The organism is Mycobacterium sp. RTGN6 (assembly GCF_033804605.1).
Classification (GTDB): Bacteria; Actinomycetota; Actinomycetes; order Mycobacteriales; family Mycobacteriaceae; genus Mycobacterium.
In genome coordinates, this window is sequence record NZ_JAPZKZ010000011.1 from 188,188 (window position 1) to 205,410 (window position 17,223).

The window sequence follows — 17,223 nt, forward strand, 5'->3', positions numbered from 1 at the left end:
ACACCGACGTCGAACGGCCAGGTGGCCCGGGCCGCCGCCGCGCACGATTCAGCTGCCGCCACGGCCGGTGTCGCCGCCGCGACGCCCGAGGATCTCCGGCTCGCCCTACGCGCCGCGACGCTCTACTACCTCGACGGACTCACTCAGGCCGAGATCGCCGCCCGGCTCGGGGTGTCGCGGCCCACCGCCGGGCGACTCATCGCGCGGGCCAAGGCAAAGGGACTGGTGCGCATCGAGGTCGTCGTGCCCCCCACGCTGCAGGACAGCCTGCACGCCGAGGAGGAACGCGAACTCGAGCTGCGCTTCGGGCTCACCGAGGCCGTCGTCACCGGACACGGCGTCGACGTGGGCACGCCCGGCCGCCCCGCCGTCTTCGCCAGCGTCGGCCGCGCCGCCGCCGCCCTGCTTATGCGCCGGCTCTCCGCCGACGACGTGCTCGGATTCACCTGGGGCCCAGAACAGGTCGCGGTCGTGACGGCGCTGGCCCCCGGGGTGGCGAGTTGTCGCACGGTGGTTCAGCTGGACGGTGCGATGTCCACGGCGACGTATCAGACCGGCATGGAGCTCATTCTGAGCCGCAGTGCGGACGTGTTGCGCGCCAACGCGATCCGGCTGCCTGCACCGCTCTACGCCGATCCAACGACGGTGGCGTCGATGCGAAGCGACTCGGTCATCTCCCGCACTCTGGAAGCGGGCCGGCGCGCCGACACGATGCTGTTCGGCGTTGGCGCGGCGTCCACGTCCACCACCTTGTTCGAAGGCAGCTTCCTCGACGGGCGGATGCTCGACGAACTCCTCTCGCTCGGGGCGGTGGGCGAGATCGGCGGGCGTTTCTTCGATTCCGACGGCAAGCCGATCGTCACCGAGCTGGCCCACCGCGCGGTGTCGGTCCCGCTCGAGGACATTCGCGCGTGCGTGAAGACCATCCTGATCTCCAGCGGTGCCGCCAAGCACCGCGCCACCCTGGCAGCGCTTCGTGGCAAGTTGGCGAAGCTCTTGGTATGCGACATCGATTGTGCCCGTTGGCTACTAGCTCAATGACTCGACGAGGAGTGAGGTAAAAGGTGAAGACCACACGAAGGGTGCTACACAAGCTATCGGCGTGCGTCGCCGCGGCTGGACTGGTGCTCACCGCCGGCTGCGCCGGCGCGGGCAGCCTGGGGGCATCGGAGAACGAGGTGACGATCGCCCTGGTGTCCAACTCGCAGATGACAGACGCCCAGAAGTTGTCGTCGGAGTTCGAGAAGGAGAATCCGGGCACGAAGCTGAAGTTCATCTCGCTGTCGGAGAACCAGGCGCGCGCCAAGATCACCATGTCGACCGCGATGGGTGGCAGTGAGTTCGACGTCGTGATGATCAGCAACTTCGAAACACCGCAGTGGGCGAAAGACGGTTGGCTGCTCAATCTTTCGGAGTACGCCAAGAACACGCCCGGGTACGACGAGGCCGACTTCATTCCGTCGCTTCGCGACTCGCTGTCCTACGAGGGCAATATGTACTCGGTCCCGTTCTACGGTGAGTCGTCGTTCCTGATGTACCGCAAGGACCTCTTCGAACAAGCCGGTATCAAGGTCAATCAGGACCCGAAGTATCAGCCGACCTGGCAAGAGGTCGCGGAGTGGGCCAAGACGTTGAAGACCGATGACCGGGCGGGAATCTGCTTGCGCGGCAAGCCCGGTTGGGGTGAGGTGCTGGCACCGCTGGACACCGTGATCAACACCTTCGGCGGGCGCTGGTTCGACGAGAACTGGAACGCACAGCTCAACAGCCCCGAAGTCAAGAAGGCCGTCAACTTCTACGTCGACCTGATCAACAGTGCCGGAGAGCTCGGCGCCTCGTCGACCGGATTCCAGGAGTGCGCCAACCTGTTTGGTCAGGGTCAGACGGCGATGTGGTACGACGCGACGTCGGCGGTCTCGGTGCTCGAGGATCCGAAGACGTACCCAGATCTGGTGGGCAAGATCGGCTACCTGCCCGCGCCGATCGTCGAGAAGCCCAACTCGGGTTGGCTCTACACGTGGGCATTGGGCATTCCGAAGGGCGCCAAGAACCCCGACGGTGCATGGAAGTTCATCTCGTGGATGACTAGCAAGGATTACATGAAGCTGGTCGGTGAGAAGCTGGGTTGGGCCCGTGTCCCACCGGGCAGCCGAACGTCCACCTACACAGAGCTGCCGGAGTATGAGGCGATCTCGAAGTCCTATGGCCCGTTGACGTTGCAGTCGATCACGGACTCGACTCCGAAGAAGCCTACGGTGCAACCGGTTCCGTACACCGGCGTGCAGTTCGTCGGGATTCCCGAGTTCCAGGATCTGGGGACACGGGTGAGCCAGCAGATCAGTGCGGCCATCGCCGGACAGAAGTCCGTCGAGGACGCGCTCGCCCAGGCACAGCAATACGCCGAGGTCGTCGGCAAGACATACCAGGAGAAGTGATGACTCTTACTGCTGATACCGAGTCAGACGCCAGTCAGGGGGCAGTGGCCGAACGGGTCCGCAAGATCCGGGAAGCCCAGGACACCGGCGTGAGCCGCGCCGAGGGGTGGCGCAGGCGAGGGCCACTGCTACCCGCGCTGATCTTCATGATCGCGGTCACGCAGGTCCCGTTCCTGTTCACCCTGTACTACTCGACGTTGTCGTGGAACCTGGTTCGTCCAGGGTCACGGCAATTCGTGGGGCTGAACAACTACATCTCGGTGGTCAAGGACAGTCAGTTCTGGTCGGTGGCCGGCAACACCGTCATCCTGATCGTCGGCGTGGTTTTGATCTCAGCTCTGCTCGGCTTGTTGATTGCCTTGCTGTTGGATCGCGCGTTCCTCGGACGCGGGGTTGTCCGGACGCTGTTGATCACGCCGTTCCTAATCACACCCGTTGCGGGGGCACTGATCTGGAAGACCACGATTCTGGATCCGAACAACGGCATCCTCAACTGGGTGCTCTCCTTGGTGGGCCTTGGTCCGGTGGACTGGATCGGCGACTTCCCCCTCGCGATGGTGATGGTCGAGTTGATCTGGCAGTGGACGCCGTTCATGATGCTGCTCATCCTGGCCGGCCTGACCTCGATGCCTCGTGACCAACTCGAGGCGGGCCGGGTCGACGGGGCCGGCGCGTTGCAGCTCTTCCGGGAGCTGACGCTGCCCCACCTTCGGCGCTTCATCGAACTAGGAGTGGTGCTGGGTGCGGTTTACCTGGTCAACACGTTCGACGCCATCTTCATGATGACGCAGGGTGGACCGGGCGTCGCCAGTGCGAACCTGCCGTTCTACATCTACCAGCGCGCGTTCCTGGGCTTCGACATGGGCCAGGCCGCCGCCATGGGCGTGGTCGTCGTCATCTTCACGATGATCATCGCCAGCTTCGCGCTTCGGTTGATCTTCAAATCATTCTCCGGCAAGGAAGAGGCGGCCTAGAAATGACCACCACAGTCGAACGAACCACGGCGACAAGCGATGCGGCGCCCGTCCGCAAGAAGAAGTCCAAGAAGTTCAGCCCGTGGGCAGTGGTGGCTTGGCTCGTCGGGCTCGGGTTCTTCTTCCCCGTGTTCTGGATGGTCCTGACGTCGTTCAAACAGGAAAGCGACGCCGCGACCAGTCCGCCGACGCTGTTCTTCACCCCGACCCTGGATCAGTACAGTGCAGTTTTCGATCAGGGCATCGGGCCTGCGATGCTGAACTCGGTATTCGCGACCGGCATGTCGACGATCCTGGTGCTGCTGCTCGGTGTCCCCGCGGCATTCGCGTTGTCGCTGCGGCCCGTCCGCAAGACATCGGATGCGTTGTTCTTCTTCATGAGCACCAAGATGCTGCCCGTCGTCGCGGCGATCCTGCCGCTGTACGTGATCGTGTCCAATATCGGTCTGCTGGACAATATCTGGGCCCTGGTCATCCTCTACACCTCGATGAACCTGCCGATCGCCATCTGGATGATGCGCTCGTTCTTCCTCGAAGTGCCAGGCGAACTCCTCGAGGCCGCCAGCCTGGACGGCGCGAGTCTGTGGCGGTCGGTGCGAGAGGTGATCCTTCCGTTGGTCTCACCCGGCATCGCGGCCACTGCGCTCATCTGTGTGATCTTCGCCTGGAACGAGTTCTTCCTCGCGGTGAACCTGACCGCGGTGAACGCTCAGACCATGCCGGTGTATCTCGTCGGATTCATCGCCGGTGAGGGTCAGTACTGGGCCGTGTTGTCGGCGGCCGCAACCATGGCCGCACTTCCCGTGATCCTCTGCGGGTGGTTCGCCCAAAACAAGCTGGTGCGCGGACTTTCGTTCGGCGCGATCAAGTAACTTCCCTGAATTCAAAAGGAGCACAGAGCCATGGCTGCAATCACCTACAAGAACGCCTCTTGCATCTACGAGGGTTCGGACAAACTCGCGGTTGACGCCCTCAACCTCGACATCCAGGATGGCGAGTTCATCGTCCTGGTCGGCCCGTCGGGTTCGGGCAAGAGCACGGCGCTGCGCATGCTCGCCGGCCTCGAGGACATCGACGAGGGAAGCATCGAAATCGGCGGCAAGAACATGACCGGGGTGCCGTCCAAGGACCGGGACATCGCGATGGTGTTCCAGAATTACGCGCTGTACCCGAACAAGACGGTCGCCGAGAACATGGGCTTCGCGCTGAAGCTGCGCGGGGTATCGGCTGCGGAACGGCGCAAGAAGGTCGAGGATGCGGCCAAGATCCTCGACCTCACCGAGCACCTAGATCGCAAGCCCGCCAAGCTGTCCGGCGGTCAGCGTCAACGCGTCGCGATGGGCCGCGCCATCGTCCGCGAACCGCAGGTGTTCTGCATGGACGAGCCGCTGTCCAACCTCGACGCCAAGCTGCGCGTGCAGACCCGCACGCAGATCGCCGCGCTCCAGCGCAGACTGGGCACCACCACCGTCTACGTCACCCACGACCAGGTCGAGGCCATGACGATGGGTGACCGGGTCGCGGTGCTGCGGTTCGGGAAGCTGCAACAGTTCGCCGCACCCAACGAGCTCTACGATCGGCCGGCCAACGCGTTCGTCGCCGGCTTCATCGGGTCGCCGGCGATGAACCTGGTGACGCTGCCGATCGTGAGCGACGGCGTCAAGGTCGGCGATTCGACGCTGGAACTCGAACGCGACCAGCTGACCAAGCTGAGCGACGCGGGCCTTTCGGAGGTCACTTTCGGAATCCGACCCGAACAACTCGACCTCACCGAATCCGGTGGCGTGGAGGTGGTCGTCGACCTGGTTGAGGACCTCGGCAGCGAGGCCTACGTGTACACGCATGCCGGTTCGGGCGTCGAGTTGGTGGCGCGGTGCAACCCGCGCACCGCACCCAAGCTGGCCGATACGGTACGGCTGCGCCGCCATCCCGACGGGGTGGTCCACCTGTTCCATCCCGAGACCGGCGAACGCCTCAACTGAGCATGCGCGCACCGGAGTTCCGGCTCCGGACACCCTCTGCGGGCTTGCTCGCACTGCCGTGGGACCGGCCGCTGTCGCAGTGGAACGTCCCCGACGTTCCACTGCGCGACATCGCTGTGGGGCCTAGCCGTCACCTGGTGAAGTTCGTCGAAGCCGACGATCTGCTGTGGGCGGTCAAGGACATGCCCGCTCGGATCGCCGCCAAGGAGTACGACGTCCTACGCAGGCTCGAGGAAATGGAGCTTCCCGCGGTGCGTCCGGCCGGCCTGGTGCTGCAACCCGAGTTCGACACCGCCATCCTGGTGACCCGCTACCTCGAGGGGTCCTGGCAGTACCGCAGGCTGTTCATGCGGTTGCCGCCCGATCAGCCGAAGCACCGTGCGCGGCTGCTCGACGGGATGGCCGGCCTGATGGTGGAACTGCACCGTCACGGCGTCTTCTGGGGTGACTGCTCGCTGGCGAACACGCTGTTCTCCCGCGACGGCCAGACCCTGCAAGCCTGGCTCGTCGACGCCGAGACGTCCGAGGTGCATCCCACGTTGAGCCGTGGTCAACGCGAGCACGACATCGACATCATGGTGGAGAACGTCGCCATGGGCATGGTCGATCTGGCCGAGCGGCTAGGCACGCCGGAAGCGTTGCAAGACAAGTTGATCGCCGAAGCCGAGCAGGTTCGCACCCGGTACGACTCGCTATGGGAATTGCTCCACGCGGAACCGGTCTTCGGCTTCACCGACCGCTACCGCGTCGAGGGCACCATCCGTGCCCTCAACGACCTCGGATTCGCCGTCGACGAAGTCTCGCTGCAACCGGTCAGCGCCGATCCGAGTCAACTCAAACTCCATGTCGCCGTTGGTGATCGGCGCTACCACGCGCAACGTCTTCGGGAGCTCACCGGGTTGGACGTCGGCGAGGGGCAGGCCCGCATTCTGCTCGGCGACCTGCACGCCTACCAGGTTCAGTTGGGTCGGGAGGCGGGTCACGACGTCGACGAGTCGACCGCCGCCAGACTGTGGGTGATCGAGGTGGTGACACCCACCGAGCATCTGGCGCACGCCGCGCTGAACCACTCCGGCACGGCGATTCAGGCGTACTGCGATCTACTGGAAGTGCGGTGGCTGCTCAGTGAACAGGCCGGGCGCGACGTCGGCACCAACGCCGCGTTGGTGGCACTGCGCGGCGACGTGATACCCAACGACGCCGCGGCGAAGCTGGCGATTGCCGAGGTGCCGACGGCGCCGTTCGCGGTCTTGGAGTTCGACGACGATTAGATGGCGGGCTCGTTGCCCGGATTGGTGCCGTAGGGCAGCTCGGGGGACAGCCCCGAACCCTCATGGGTGAAGACCTGGGACGGCGCCGGCCGGCAGGCGGTGTCCATCGGGGTCTGGTCGCCGGAGCAGTACGGCACGTGGTCGGCAGGGTCGGCGCTGGCCACCGCGGGCGCGCCAATGGCCAGCCCGGCGGCGATCGTCAGCGCGACCAGCAGCTTTCTCACCCCTTCGAGGATACGCGCGGGATACTGACCTGGTGGAGCGTTACGAACGGGTCCGACTGACGAACCCCGACAAGGTGCTCTACCCGGCCACCGGAACGACCAAGGCCGAGGTCTTCGAGTACTACGTCGCGATCGCCGACGTCATGGTGCCGCACCTCGCGGGCCGCCCCGTCACGCGAAAGCGCTGGCCCAATGGCGTCGACGCGGCCGACTTCTTCGAGAAGCAGCTGGCGTCGTCGGCCCCGGACTGGTTGGACCGCGGAACCATCAGTCACAAGTCCGGCACCACGACGTATCCGGTCATCGACACCCGCGAGGGGTTGGCGTGGATCGCGCAGCAGGCGGCGCTGGAAGTGCACGTGCCGCAGTGGCGCTTCATTGACGGCGAACCCGGGCCCGCGACACGCATCGTCTTCGACCTGGACCCCGGCGAGGGCGTGACGATGCCGCAACTGTGCGATGCCGCAAGCGCGGTCCGTGAGCTGATGACCGACATCGGGCTGGACACCTACCCGGTAACCAGCGGTAGCAAGGGCATTCACCTCTATGCGCCGCTGTCCGATCCGATCAGCTCGCGCGGCGCTTCCGTCCTGGCGAAGCGGATCGCCCAACAACTCGAGAAGTCGATGCCGAAGCTGGTGACGGCCACCATGACCAAGAGCGTGCGCACGGGAAAGGTGTTCCTGGACTGGAGTCAGAACAGTTCGGCGAAGACGACGATCGCCCCGTACTCGATGCGTGGCCGCGAGCATCCGACCGTTGCCGCGCCGCGCACATGGGCCGAGCTCGAAGACCCGGACCTCCGCCAGCTGCGGTTCGACGAGGTGCTGACGCGCGTGGAGCGCGATGGAGACCTCATCGCCCCGATCGACGAAAATGTGTCGCTGCCAGACAAACTCACCACATACCGGCGCATGCGGGATCCGGGCAAGACGCCGGAGCCGGTGCCTCAGACCGCACCCGCGACGGGCAATGACGACACGTTCGTCATTCAGGAACACCATGCGCGTCGGCTGCACTACGACTTTCGGCTCGAACGCAACGGCGTGCTGGTGTCGTGGGCGGTGCCGAAGAACCTGCCCGAGACCCCGTCGGTGAACCACCTTGCCGTGCACACCGAGGACCACCCGCTGGAGTACGCGACGTTCGAAGGCAAGATCCCGCGCGGCGAGTACGGCGGTGGCGACGTGATCGTTTGGGACTCAGGCACTTACGAGACGGAGAAGTTCCGCGACAACGCTCCGGACGGGCCTGCGAAGGGCGGCGAGGTCATCGTGACGCTTCACGGGTCGAAGATCGAGGGGCGCTACGCGCTGATCCAGACCGACGGCAAGAACTGGCTGGCGCACCGCATGAAGGAGCAGCCGACGTTGTCACCGACGGACATGGCGCCGATGCTCGCCACTCACGGTTCGGTGGAACGGTTGACGTCGACGGTGTGGGCGTTCGAGGGCAAGTGGGACGGGTACCGGTTGCTCGTAGACGCGGACCACGGTGCACTCGAACTGCGTTCCCGCAGTGGGCGTGACGTCACCGGCGAGTATCCGCAACTCGAGGCGCTGGCCGCGGATCTGGCTGATCACCACATCGTGCTCGACGGTGAGGTCGTCGCACTCGACGAGTCGGGGGTGCCGAGGTTCGAGGAGATGCAGAACCGTGCGCGCTCCACTCGCGTCGAGTTCTGGGCGTTCGACGTGCTGTCGTTGGATGGCCGATCGCTGGTGCGCGCCAAGTACTCCGACCGCCGCCGCATCCTCGAGGCGCTGGCCGACGGTGGCGGGCTGATCGTCCCCGATTTGCTGCCGGGAGATGGGCCGGAAGCGCTGGAGTACGCGCGGGAGCATCGGTGGGAAGGCGTGGTGGCCAAGCGGAAGGACTCGACCTACCAGCCGGGCCGACGTTCGCGGTCGTGGGTCAAGGACAAACTCTGGCTCACCCAAGAGGTGGTCATCGGCGGTTGGCGCGCCGGCGAGGGCGGTCGCACCAGCGGGATCGGCGCGCTTCTCGCCGGTGTGCCCACTGAAGGTGGCCTGCACTTCGCGGGGCGCGTTGGCACCGGATTCACCGAGAAGGACCTCGCCCACCTCAAGGAAATCCTTGCGCCCCTCCACACGGACGAATCCCCCTTCAATACAAAGCTTTCCGGATTGGATGCCAAGGGCGTGACGTTCGTCAAGCCGACGTTGGTGGGGGAGGTGCGCTACAGCGAGCGCACGTCGGACGGCCGACTGCGGCAGCCCAGTTGGCGTGGGCTGCGCCCGGACAAGACACCCGACGAGGTCAACTGGGAGTAGTGGAATCGCCAGAGATCATGCACGCGAGGTGATTGCGAATCATGGGTGCTGCCCGACGGTGTCCGGGCAGTCGGCATACCATCCTGGTGGCCGAGAAAGCGTTCGATGAAGGCGATGGCTTCTTCATGGCCGCCGGTTGATCCAACAGACTCTCCCAGCATCAAGGTTTGAGAGATGCCGGTGATCGCCTGTCACGGTGGCAAGCTGAATCTGCTGGTCGCTCGCCGTAGCGGAGGATTTCGGAACGGATCGATTCGTTGTGGTTGGCCAGTGCGGCGTCGGTGAACTTCGCGAAGGCAAAGGTCGACTTGGGCGCTCGGTAGCCGCCCACTCATATTTCCGCAGTTCAGAGGCCTAGTGAGGCGGGGCAGGCGGCAGCCTGCGCGCCGCCAATTCATCCGGTAGCAGCGTTACGTGCCGGATCGCGAGCGTGACTGACGACCGCGACCAGGACGGTGGGAGGCACCGGTGGCAGAGGAGCCGCGAACTCCCTCGGCGAAGATTCGAGCCCCAAGTTCTATCTGAGCGCGAATATCGGCCTCGGCGGTGCCGAACCAGCGCGGGCCGACAGTCGTCGTGAAGATCGTGAAATTGGCGAGTAGCTCGGCCACAGTAACCGGATCAACATGCGGAGTGACTTGACCGAGATCCTGGTAATGACCGACACCCTCAGCGATCACCGACACGCGGAGCTTGTGATTCGGCCGCATGACCCGTAGGGAGAAGGCGGGGTCAGATAAGGCGCGTCCCGCTATGTCCCAGCCCGGCACCGTGTCCTGGTGTTCGTGGGCCACTAGACGCGTCAGGAATAGCTGCTTGACGAAATCGACGAACCTGTCGGGCAGGGAGTTCATGATTTTGTCCTCTGCTTCGGTGACTCCCTCCGCGATCTGACGTGATACGACTTGTTCGAAGATGCCCTGCTTGTCACCGAAATAGTGAAAGAGCATTGACTCCGAGCAGCCGGCACGTCGGGCTATCTCCTTCGTCACTGCCGCCTCAAAGCCCTGTTCGGCGAATACTTCAGTGGCCGCCTCCAATAAGGCGCGCTGCTTTCCGTCCTTGTCCCGGACTCGCTTCGCGCCATTACTGCTCACTGGAACACAGTAACGCGACTGAGCACTCTGTGAGTCGGTTGCGATGGCGTTTCGTGTTCGGCCGACGCACTCCTTGACCTGCCTGCCTCCCGCCCAGCATCCCAAGGCGAAATGCAGACCGCGGTGCGGAGTTTCGATGATCATCCGTCGAACTCCGAACGCATGCAAAGAACGAAATAGCTCATGGTCGACACCAGCCTCGCCGATGCCCGCGTACTTATCAAGTGACACTTGACAATTTCGTCGCAACGCCGTTGAATGCGTCGACAATGAAGATGAAGGCAGCGGTGTTGTGGGACGTCCACCAGGAGTGGAGTGTCGAAGAGGTCGAGCTCGATGGCCCCAAAGAAGGCGAGGTGCTTGTCTCCTTCGAGGCCACCGGGTTGTGCCACTCCGATCACCACGTCCGCGAGGGTGACCTTCCCCTTGCTCTGCCTCTCGTAGGGGGGCACGAGGGTGCGGGCATCGTCCAGGAGGTCGGACCCGGTGTCCCAAACCTGAGCGTCGGTGATCATGTGGTGGGGTTGTTCCTGCCGGCATGCGGGCGATGCCGTTGGTGTTCGACCGGCCACCAAAACCTGTGTGACCTCGGTGCTCAGATGAGCACCGGCGAGCAACTCGACGGCAGCTTCCGCCGCCACGCCAAAGGCCGCGACATCGGTGCGCTGGCATGGCTCGGCGCATTTGCGCAATACGGCACAGTGCCGGAGAGTTCGGTGGTCAAGATCGACGACGACCTCCCCTTGAGCCGGGCCTGTCTCGTCGGCTGCGGCGTGACCACCGGCTGGGGCTCTGCGGTAAACACGGCGGGAGTCAAACCGGGCGACACCGTCGTGGTGATCGGATGCGGCGGCATCGGTAGTGGCGCGATCCAGGGTGCGCGACTGGCCGGGGCCGAAAAGATCGTCGCCGTCGACATCGCGGAGGGCAAGCGCAGCATGGTTTCTCAGTTCGGCGCCACCCATTTCGCAATCTCGATGCCCGAGGCGACGGCCTTGGTCGCGGATCTGACCCGCGGCGTGATGGCCGACTCCGCCATCGTGACGGTGGGACTGGTGGAAGCCCCGATGATCGTCGACGCGCTCAGCATTGTCAGCAAGAACGGCGCTGTCGTGGTGACCGCGCTGGGATCGATGCTCGACATGACGGCGACCCTTCCGATGCCGATGGTCGCGATGGTCACGCTGTTCCAAAAACGGCTGCTGGGAAGCCTTTACGGTCAAGCCAACCCGCGTGCCGACATCCCGCGGCTGCTGAGTCTCTATCGCGAGGGCAAGCTTCTACTCGACGAAACAGTTACCGCAGAGTACAAACTCGCCGACATCAACGACGCCTACGACGACATGCTGGCGGGGCGAAACATCCGCGGCGTGATCATCCACGAGCACTGACCGCCAACGAATTTGACGATTAGTCCAGCGCGACTCGCGATCCTGGTGTGAACACCACTGGAATCTCGCGGAACCCTCGCGTCACAGAGTTACCGTGGAAGACCGACTCAGCGTCTGAGGCCGTGTAATCGGGCATGCGGCCCAGCACCTGTTCCACGCCGATACGGAACTCTAGGCGCGCGAGGTTGGATCCTAGGCAGCGGTGCACGCCGGCGCCAAAGCCGAGATGACGATTGGCTTCGCGGTCGAGGATGCACCTGTCTGGATCCGGGAATTCGCGACTGTCACGATTGCCGGAAGCATAGTTGATCAAGACCGATTCGCCCGGACACAACTTTTGTCCGCCGAGCTCGACCTCCTTGGTCACCGTCCGCAGAATGCCGTGAACGGATCCGGCGAAGCGAATGAACTCCTCGACAGCAGTCGACATGATCTCGGGTTCGCGGATCAATCGGTCGCGTTCCGCGGGATGCGTTCCGAGATAGTGCAACGCGAACGACATTGCGCTGGCGGTGGTTTCCAGGCCTGCTTGGACCAGCAGCATGGCATTCGACACGACGCTTTCGAACCCGAGCTTGACGCCGTCGATCTCGGCCGAAAGCAGGACGTCGATTATGTCGTCCTTCGGATCCTGCTGCATCCGGGTCTTTACAGCCTCGGTGATGTGCTGGTAGAGCCCACCCCACGCCGTCATGCGGAGTTCCTCAGTGTGCCCGTTGAGAGCAGTGTCAGTCAGCTCGATGCACAACGGGACGTCGGATACCGGCATGCCGAGCACGTACTTGAAGAACACGATGCCGGGCTGCTGCCAGGCGACCACTGCCAGATCGCCCCGACCGTTCTCGATGAACTCATTGATCAGTGCATCGGTCTCGGCACGGATCTGCGGTTGCAGCTGCTTCATTCGGCCGGGGGAGAAGTAGGGGTTGAGCACCTTTCGTAACTGTTGCTGTCGCGGCGGGTCGAGATGGATCACGACATCCCCAGGAAGGTGCGGCGCATCAGCCGCAGTGGGATTGCTGGAGAAGGTTTCCCAATCCCGCAGCACCTCGTAACACTCGTCGTAGCGCAGTGCGACCCAGGCGCCGTCATCGCTTGCGCTGAGGAACGGAAAATCGGTGTGCGCGAATGCTGCGTTGTCGCGCATGTGCGAATACACCTCGTACAAGAACTCTGGATCGTTGAAATCCTCGTGGCGGAGATCGAAGTTCTCGGCGTGATCCGCGAGCGACTTGGGCACTGTGGCGTAGTCCTTCTCTTGATGCGACCACGACGTCATGTCGCGGTTCCGCGTGCGGTCTTTCTGACGCGGTCACCTCGGGGCTGAGTCGTGTGACTGAAACCCGTGTTTTCGCAGAGTAGATGGTGCGAATCCGCTCGTCAAGTGACGCTCGATAAGGGTGATCGGATTTATCAAGTGTTACTTGACAAGGAGGACGGTCGCTCATAGTGTCCGAAGACGGTGGGACTGTACGGGATCAAACGCACTGTGCCTGATAGCCCGACGCGTAGCCGGCGCACGATCACACAACGGCCTTCAGGGAGTATCCGTGGAACAAGATCTGCAGTGGCTGATTTCCGTTGACGATCACATCATCGAGCCGCCGAATGTCTGGGTTGACCGAGCCTCTGCCGCCGACCGCGACCGCGTCCCGCATGTCGAACGCATCGACGGTGTGGACACCTGGGTCTATGAGAAGCACCGCGCCACGGTCATGGGGATCCTGGTGGCGGCCCATCAGCAGCCCGATGAGTACTCTCCGCTGTCGGTCAACTACGACGAACTGCCGAAGGTCTACTACGACCCGAAGGCCCGAATCCCAGACATGGATGAGGACCACGTCATCGCGGGGTTGAACTTCCCGTTCTTTCCACGCTTTTCCGGACAGGTTTTTTCGCAGGTTCAGGACCGCGAACTAGGTCTGAAATGCCTGACTGCCTACAACGACTACATCATCGACGAGTGGTGTGGGGCGGCGCCGGGTCGCTACATTCCGATGATCATCGTGCCGCTGTGGGACACCGCACTGGCCGTCGCCGAAGTACACCGGTGCGCAGACAAGGGTGCCAAGGCCATCGCATTCTCGGAGAACGTTCATGCGCTTGGCTTTCCGTCGATCCACTCGGGGGAGTGGGACGGATTCTTCGCGGCGGCGAACGAAACCAAGATGCCGCTCTGCACGCATATCGGGTCGTCGTCAGTCAGCCCGAACACGTCACCGGATGCGCCATTTGGAGTGCAATCGGTCAACATCGGTCTCAACCTGGCTCACTCCACAACGGACTGGCTGTTCTCGGGCAAGTTGCAGAAGTTCCCCGACCTCAAGATCGTGCTTGCGGAGGGTGGCATCGGATGGATCCCGTATCTGCTCGAGCGTGCGGAACACGTCGCCGCTGAGTATCGCTATCTGCGCGCGAACAACTGGACCGTCGATCCAGCTACCATGCGAATGAGTGCAGTCGCCACCGACCCGGCGAACTTCCCGGAATCACCTCGGCAGTTGTTCCGCGATCACATCTTTGGCTGCTTCATCGAGGACGAATTCGGCGCTGCCAACCTCGACTACATCGGCGTAGAGAACGTGATGATTGAAACCGACTATCCGCACACTGACTGCTTGTGGCCGCGTTCACTGCAGGCCGCGCTCAAGAGCCTCGAGGGTAGATCGGACGCGGATAAGTACAAGGTGCTGCAGGGCAATGCCCGGCGCGTCTTCAACTTCGAGCCCGCTCCGTATCCGGTCGCAAAGTAGCGATAGCCGCGACCGCGACACGAAGGGAACTGCGTGGCAATCCGCGAGTACGAGAACTTCATCGACGGCCGATGGACCAGCGACAACGCCGGAGCCCAGATTGAGGTGATCGACCCGGCTACCGAAGAAGTGGTCGGTCGCGTTGTCGACGGCGGCGCCAAGCAAGCTGTCATGGCCATCGAAGCCGCGCGCCGCGCTTTCGACGAAGGTCCTTGGCCATGGATGTCCGTGCGCGACCGCGCGAGAATTCTGAAGCGCTTCAGCGAAATCATGGAGTCGCGGCACGCCGAGCTTCGCGAGCTCATCGTGTCCGAGATCGGCTCAGTGGGCTTCCTCACCGACTTTCTTCAGGTGGGCGGGGCGATCGAAGCATCGCACTATTACAGCGATTTCGTGGAACACGACGTCACCTGGGTGGAAACTCCGGGAGCGCCGACGGTGTCACCGACCGGGCTCGGCGGAACCGTCGTCGTGCGTGAACCCGTTGGAGTGGTCGGCGTGATCACACCGTTCAACTTCCCCTTCTCGATCAACCTGCAGAAGTGCCTGCCGGCGCTGGCAGTCGGTTGCACCGTCGTGCTGAAACCACATCCGTGGACGCCGATGAATGCCCTGGAACTCGCCCGCATCGGCGAAGAAGCCGGCATACCGCCGGGTGTCTTCAACGTCGTGGTGGGTGGTGGCGATGTTGGAGAGGAGCTGTCCACCAACCCCCTCGTCGACATGATCGCTTTCACCGGTTCGACGGAAACCGGCAAGCGCATCCGGGAGGTTTCGGCGCGGACGATGAAGCGGGCCCAGCTGGAACTGGGCGGCAAGAGTGCTCACATCGTGCTTGACGACGTGACGGAATCCGAGGTCGCCGGTATCGGTTTCGGACAAGTGCTCATGCATTCGGGACAGGCGTGTGTTGCGGCGTCGCGCTTGTTGTTGCCGGAGCACCTGCTCGATTCCTACATCGACGGCGTGAAGGCGATGGCGCCGAACCTCGTGATTGGTGACCCCCGCGACCCGGCCACGGTGGTGGGTCCGCTGATCCGTGAACAGCAGCGGCAGCGAGTCGAGAGTTATGTGCAATCAGCGCTCGACGAGGGAGCCACGCTGGTGGTCGGCGGAAAGCGCCCCTCGCATCTGAGCAAGGGTTTCTTCTACGAGCCGACGGCGTTCGTCAACTGTCGCAACGACATGCGGATCTGCCGGGAAGAAGTGTTCGGCCCGGTTCTGACAGTGCAGACCTACCAAAGTCAAGAAGAGGCGGTACGGATCGCCAACGACTCCGACTTCGGACTCGCAGGTCTGGTCATGACCCGCAACGCCGCCCGCGGCTTCAACGTAGCCCGCCAAATCCGAACCGGCACGATCATCGTCCAGTGCTGTGGCGGCGGCCCCGTAGATCCTGGTCCCAATCCGGGCGACGGTGCGGGCCCAGGCTGGTCGACGCCTGCGCGTGGAATGTTCAACGGCGGAGGCCCATTCGGTGGTTTCAAGCACAGCGGTCTTGGACGCGAGCAGGGCCGGTGGGGCTTCGAGGAGTTCACTGAGATCAAGTCGATCTCGTTGATGTAGGGCTTCGGTTCACGCGGGCATCGGAACTCCGAAAGGTTGACTGCAGTGCTTCACGATGTTCGAGTGCTTGAGCTGTCCCTCTTCTCGCCCGACGCGCTCGGCGGACACCTCGCCGACCTGGGCGCCGAGGTGATAAAGATCGAACAACCAGGGGGCGGCGGTTTCCGCGGCGAACTCTTTCCGCCCGACAACGTACAAAACCTTCAGTGGAACCGCGGAAAGAAGAGCGTCACGCTCAACTTGAAATCGGAGAAGGGGATTGAGATCTTTCGCCGCCTCGCCACCGAAGCCACAGTGGTGATCGACGGCTTGCGGGCGGGCGCCGCCGATCGACTCGGCCTCGGCTATGACGACGTCGTCGAACTCAACCCGACAGTCGTCTACTGCAGCCTCAACGGGATGGGGAGCTACGGCCCGTACGCCAAGCTTCCAACACATGGGCTGTCCTTCGACTGCTTCGCCGGCCTGAACCCACCGCTGATCCAGCCCGATGGCACACCGCGCCTGTCGGCCGGCGCCACCGGCACGACGGGTGTGTTGGCCGGTCCGCTCTACGCTGCGATGGCGGTTCTCGCCGCACTACACAGTGCGCGCCGCGACGGGCGAGCACAGTACGTCGAAGTCTCTCAAGTCGACGCCGCGATCGCATGGAACTTCCAGAAACTGACGGCGCTCGCGAACGGGCTGTTCGGCTACTCGGACGGTCCGCACGCGTCGCTGCGCTATCAGTACTACGAAACAAGCGACGGCAACTACGTGGTGTTCAACGCGTTGGAAGACAAGTTCTGGCACAGATTTTGCAAAGCCGTAGACCGAATGGAACTCTACGAGCTCGGCTGCGCGCGCCTGGGCGACGATCCACAAGCCGATGAACGACTGCGAAGCGAACTTACCGCTATCTTCAAGTGCCGCACTCGTCGTCAGTGGACCGAGTTCTTCATAGCCACCGATATCGCTGGTGCTCCGGCCTTCGAGAGCGGCGACCTACTCGACGACGAACACGTCAAAGCACGCGCCATGGTGTATGAAACATCCGCCGAGGACCGCCCGCCCTTGCGGCTGATCGCAATGCCGGTCAAGACCAAACCGGGCCGTCCGTTCGCCGCGACCCTTCCGCCGGCTGTCGGGGCACACACTGACGAGGTGCTCACACAGGCCGGCTGCGATGAGGCGGAACTCGCTGAGCTGCGCCGCGACGGAGTGATCTGAATGTCGTGGTTGAGGCGAGGGGAGTGA

14 protein-coding genes are annotated in these 17,223 nt (G+C 63.4%); 11 read left to right on the plus strand and 3 right to left on the minus strand.

All coding sequences use genetic code 11. From position 1 onward, the window contains the following. Positions 1–21: 21 nt before the first annotated feature. The 6 genes from SLQ33_RS25865 to SLQ33_RS25890 are packed head-to-tail and all read left to right on the plus strand — an operon-like array spanning position 22 to position 6,662. Positions 22–1,041 (plus strand): sugar-binding transcriptional regulator, encoded by a 1,020-nt coding sequence (locus tag SLQ33_RS25865; RefSeq protein WP_319456840.1) that lies wholly within the window; start codon positions 22–24, stop codon positions 1,039–1,041. A gap of 23 nt (positions 1,042–1,064) precedes the next feature. Then, the gene (locus tag SLQ33_RS25870) at positions 1,065–2,435 is read left to right on the plus strand and encodes a sugar ABC transporter substrate-binding protein (RefSeq protein WP_319456750.1); all 1,371 of its coding nucleotides are present in this window, start codon (positions 1,065–1,067) and stop codon (positions 2,433–2,435) included. After that, the gene (locus SLQ33_RS25875) at positions 2,435–3,409 is read left to right on the plus strand and encodes a sugar ABC transporter permease (protein ID WP_319456751.1); all 975 of its coding nucleotides are present in this window, start codon (positions 2,435–2,437) and stop codon (positions 3,407–3,409) included. The genes SLQ33_RS25870 and SLQ33_RS25875 overlap by 1 nt, the downstream gene beginning before the upstream one ends. Positions 3,410–3,411: 2 nt before the next feature. Beyond that, positions 3,412–4,281 (plus strand): carbohydrate ABC transporter permease, encoded by an 870-nt coding sequence (locus tag SLQ33_RS25880; RefSeq protein WP_319456752.1) that lies wholly within the window; start codon positions 3,412–3,414, stop codon positions 4,279–4,281. A gap of 30 nt (positions 4,282–4,311) precedes the next feature. Beyond that, positions 4,312–5,391 (plus strand): sn-glycerol-3-phosphate ABC transporter ATP-binding protein UgpC, encoded by a 1,080-nt coding sequence (locus SLQ33_RS25885; protein ID WP_319456753.1) that lies wholly within the window; start codon positions 4,312–4,314, stop codon positions 5,389–5,391. A 2-nt stretch (positions 5,392–5,393) separates the two neighbouring features. After that, complete coding sequence (locus SLQ33_RS25890) at positions 5,394–6,662, plus strand: DUF4032 domain-containing protein (RefSeq protein ID WP_319456754.1); 1,269 nt, start codon at positions 5,394–5,396, stop codon at positions 6,660–6,662. On the opposite strand, the gene SLQ33_RS25895 is transcribed toward SLQ33_RS25890, so the two are convergent. Beyond that, positions 6,659–6,886 (minus strand): hypothetical protein, encoded by a 228-nt coding sequence (locus SLQ33_RS25895; RefSeq protein ID WP_319456755.1) that lies wholly within the window; start codon positions 6,884–6,886, stop codon positions 6,659–6,661. The two genes, SLQ33_RS25890 and SLQ33_RS25895, sit on opposite strands and share 4 nt — an antisense overlap. Before the next feature lie 29 nt (positions 6,887–6,915). On the opposite strand from SLQ33_RS25895, the gene SLQ33_RS25900 reads away from it, so the two are divergent. Beyond that, positions 6,916–9,180, plus strand: a complete 2,265-nt coding sequence (locus SLQ33_RS25900) for an ATP-dependent DNA ligase (RefSeq protein ID WP_319456841.1) — start codon at positions 6,916–6,918, stop codon at positions 9,178–9,180. Between the two features lie 410 nt (positions 9,181–9,590). Here the strand turns inward: SLQ33_RS25900 and SLQ33_RS25905 are convergent, their stop codons facing one another. Beyond that, a complete protein-coding gene (locus SLQ33_RS25905) occupies positions 9,591–10,277 on the minus strand; it encodes a TetR/AcrR family transcriptional regulator (RefSeq protein ID WP_319456756.1) in 687 nt (228 codons plus the stop codon). Positions 10,278–10,546: 269 nt separating this feature from the next. Between SLQ33_RS25905 and SLQ33_RS25910 the strand changes: the two genes are divergently transcribed. Next, positions 10,547–11,668: an NDMA-dependent alcohol dehydrogenase gene (locus SLQ33_RS25910; protein ID WP_319456757.1), complete on the plus strand. Its 1,122-nt coding sequence runs from the start codon at positions 10,547–10,549 to the stop codon at positions 11,666–11,668. Between the two features lie 19 nt (positions 11,669–11,687). Here the strand turns inward: SLQ33_RS25910 and SLQ33_RS25915 are convergent, their stop codons facing one another. Continuing rightward, positions 11,688–12,947, minus strand: a complete 1,260-nt coding sequence (locus SLQ33_RS25915) for a cytochrome P450 (RefSeq protein WP_319456758.1) — start codon at positions 12,945–12,947, stop codon at positions 11,688–11,690. 271 nt (positions 12,948–13,218) lie between these two features. On the opposite strand from SLQ33_RS25915, the gene SLQ33_RS25920 reads away from it, so the two are divergent. Genes SLQ33_RS25920 through SLQ33_RS25930 form a run of 3 tightly spaced genes read left to right on the plus strand, consistent with a single transcriptional unit; the run spans position 13,219 to position 17,196 of the window. Beyond that, positions 13,219–14,421, plus strand: a complete 1,203-nt coding sequence (locus tag SLQ33_RS25920) for an amidohydrolase family protein (protein ID WP_319456759.1) — start codon at positions 13,219–13,221, stop codon at positions 14,419–14,421. A 33-nt stretch (positions 14,422–14,454) separates the two neighbouring features. Beyond that, positions 14,455–15,987, plus strand: coding sequence for an aldehyde dehydrogenase family protein (locus SLQ33_RS25925; RefSeq protein ID WP_319456760.1), 1,533 nt, complete (start codon positions 14,455–14,457; stop codon positions 15,985–15,987). A 45-nt stretch (positions 15,988–16,032) separates the two neighbouring features. Continuing rightward, entirely contained in the window at positions 16,033–17,196 is a 1,164-nt protein-coding gene (locus SLQ33_RS25930) for a CaiB/BaiF CoA-transferase family protein (protein ID WP_319456761.1), read from the plus strand. The last annotated feature ends 27 nt before the right edge of the window (positions 17,197–17,223 follow it).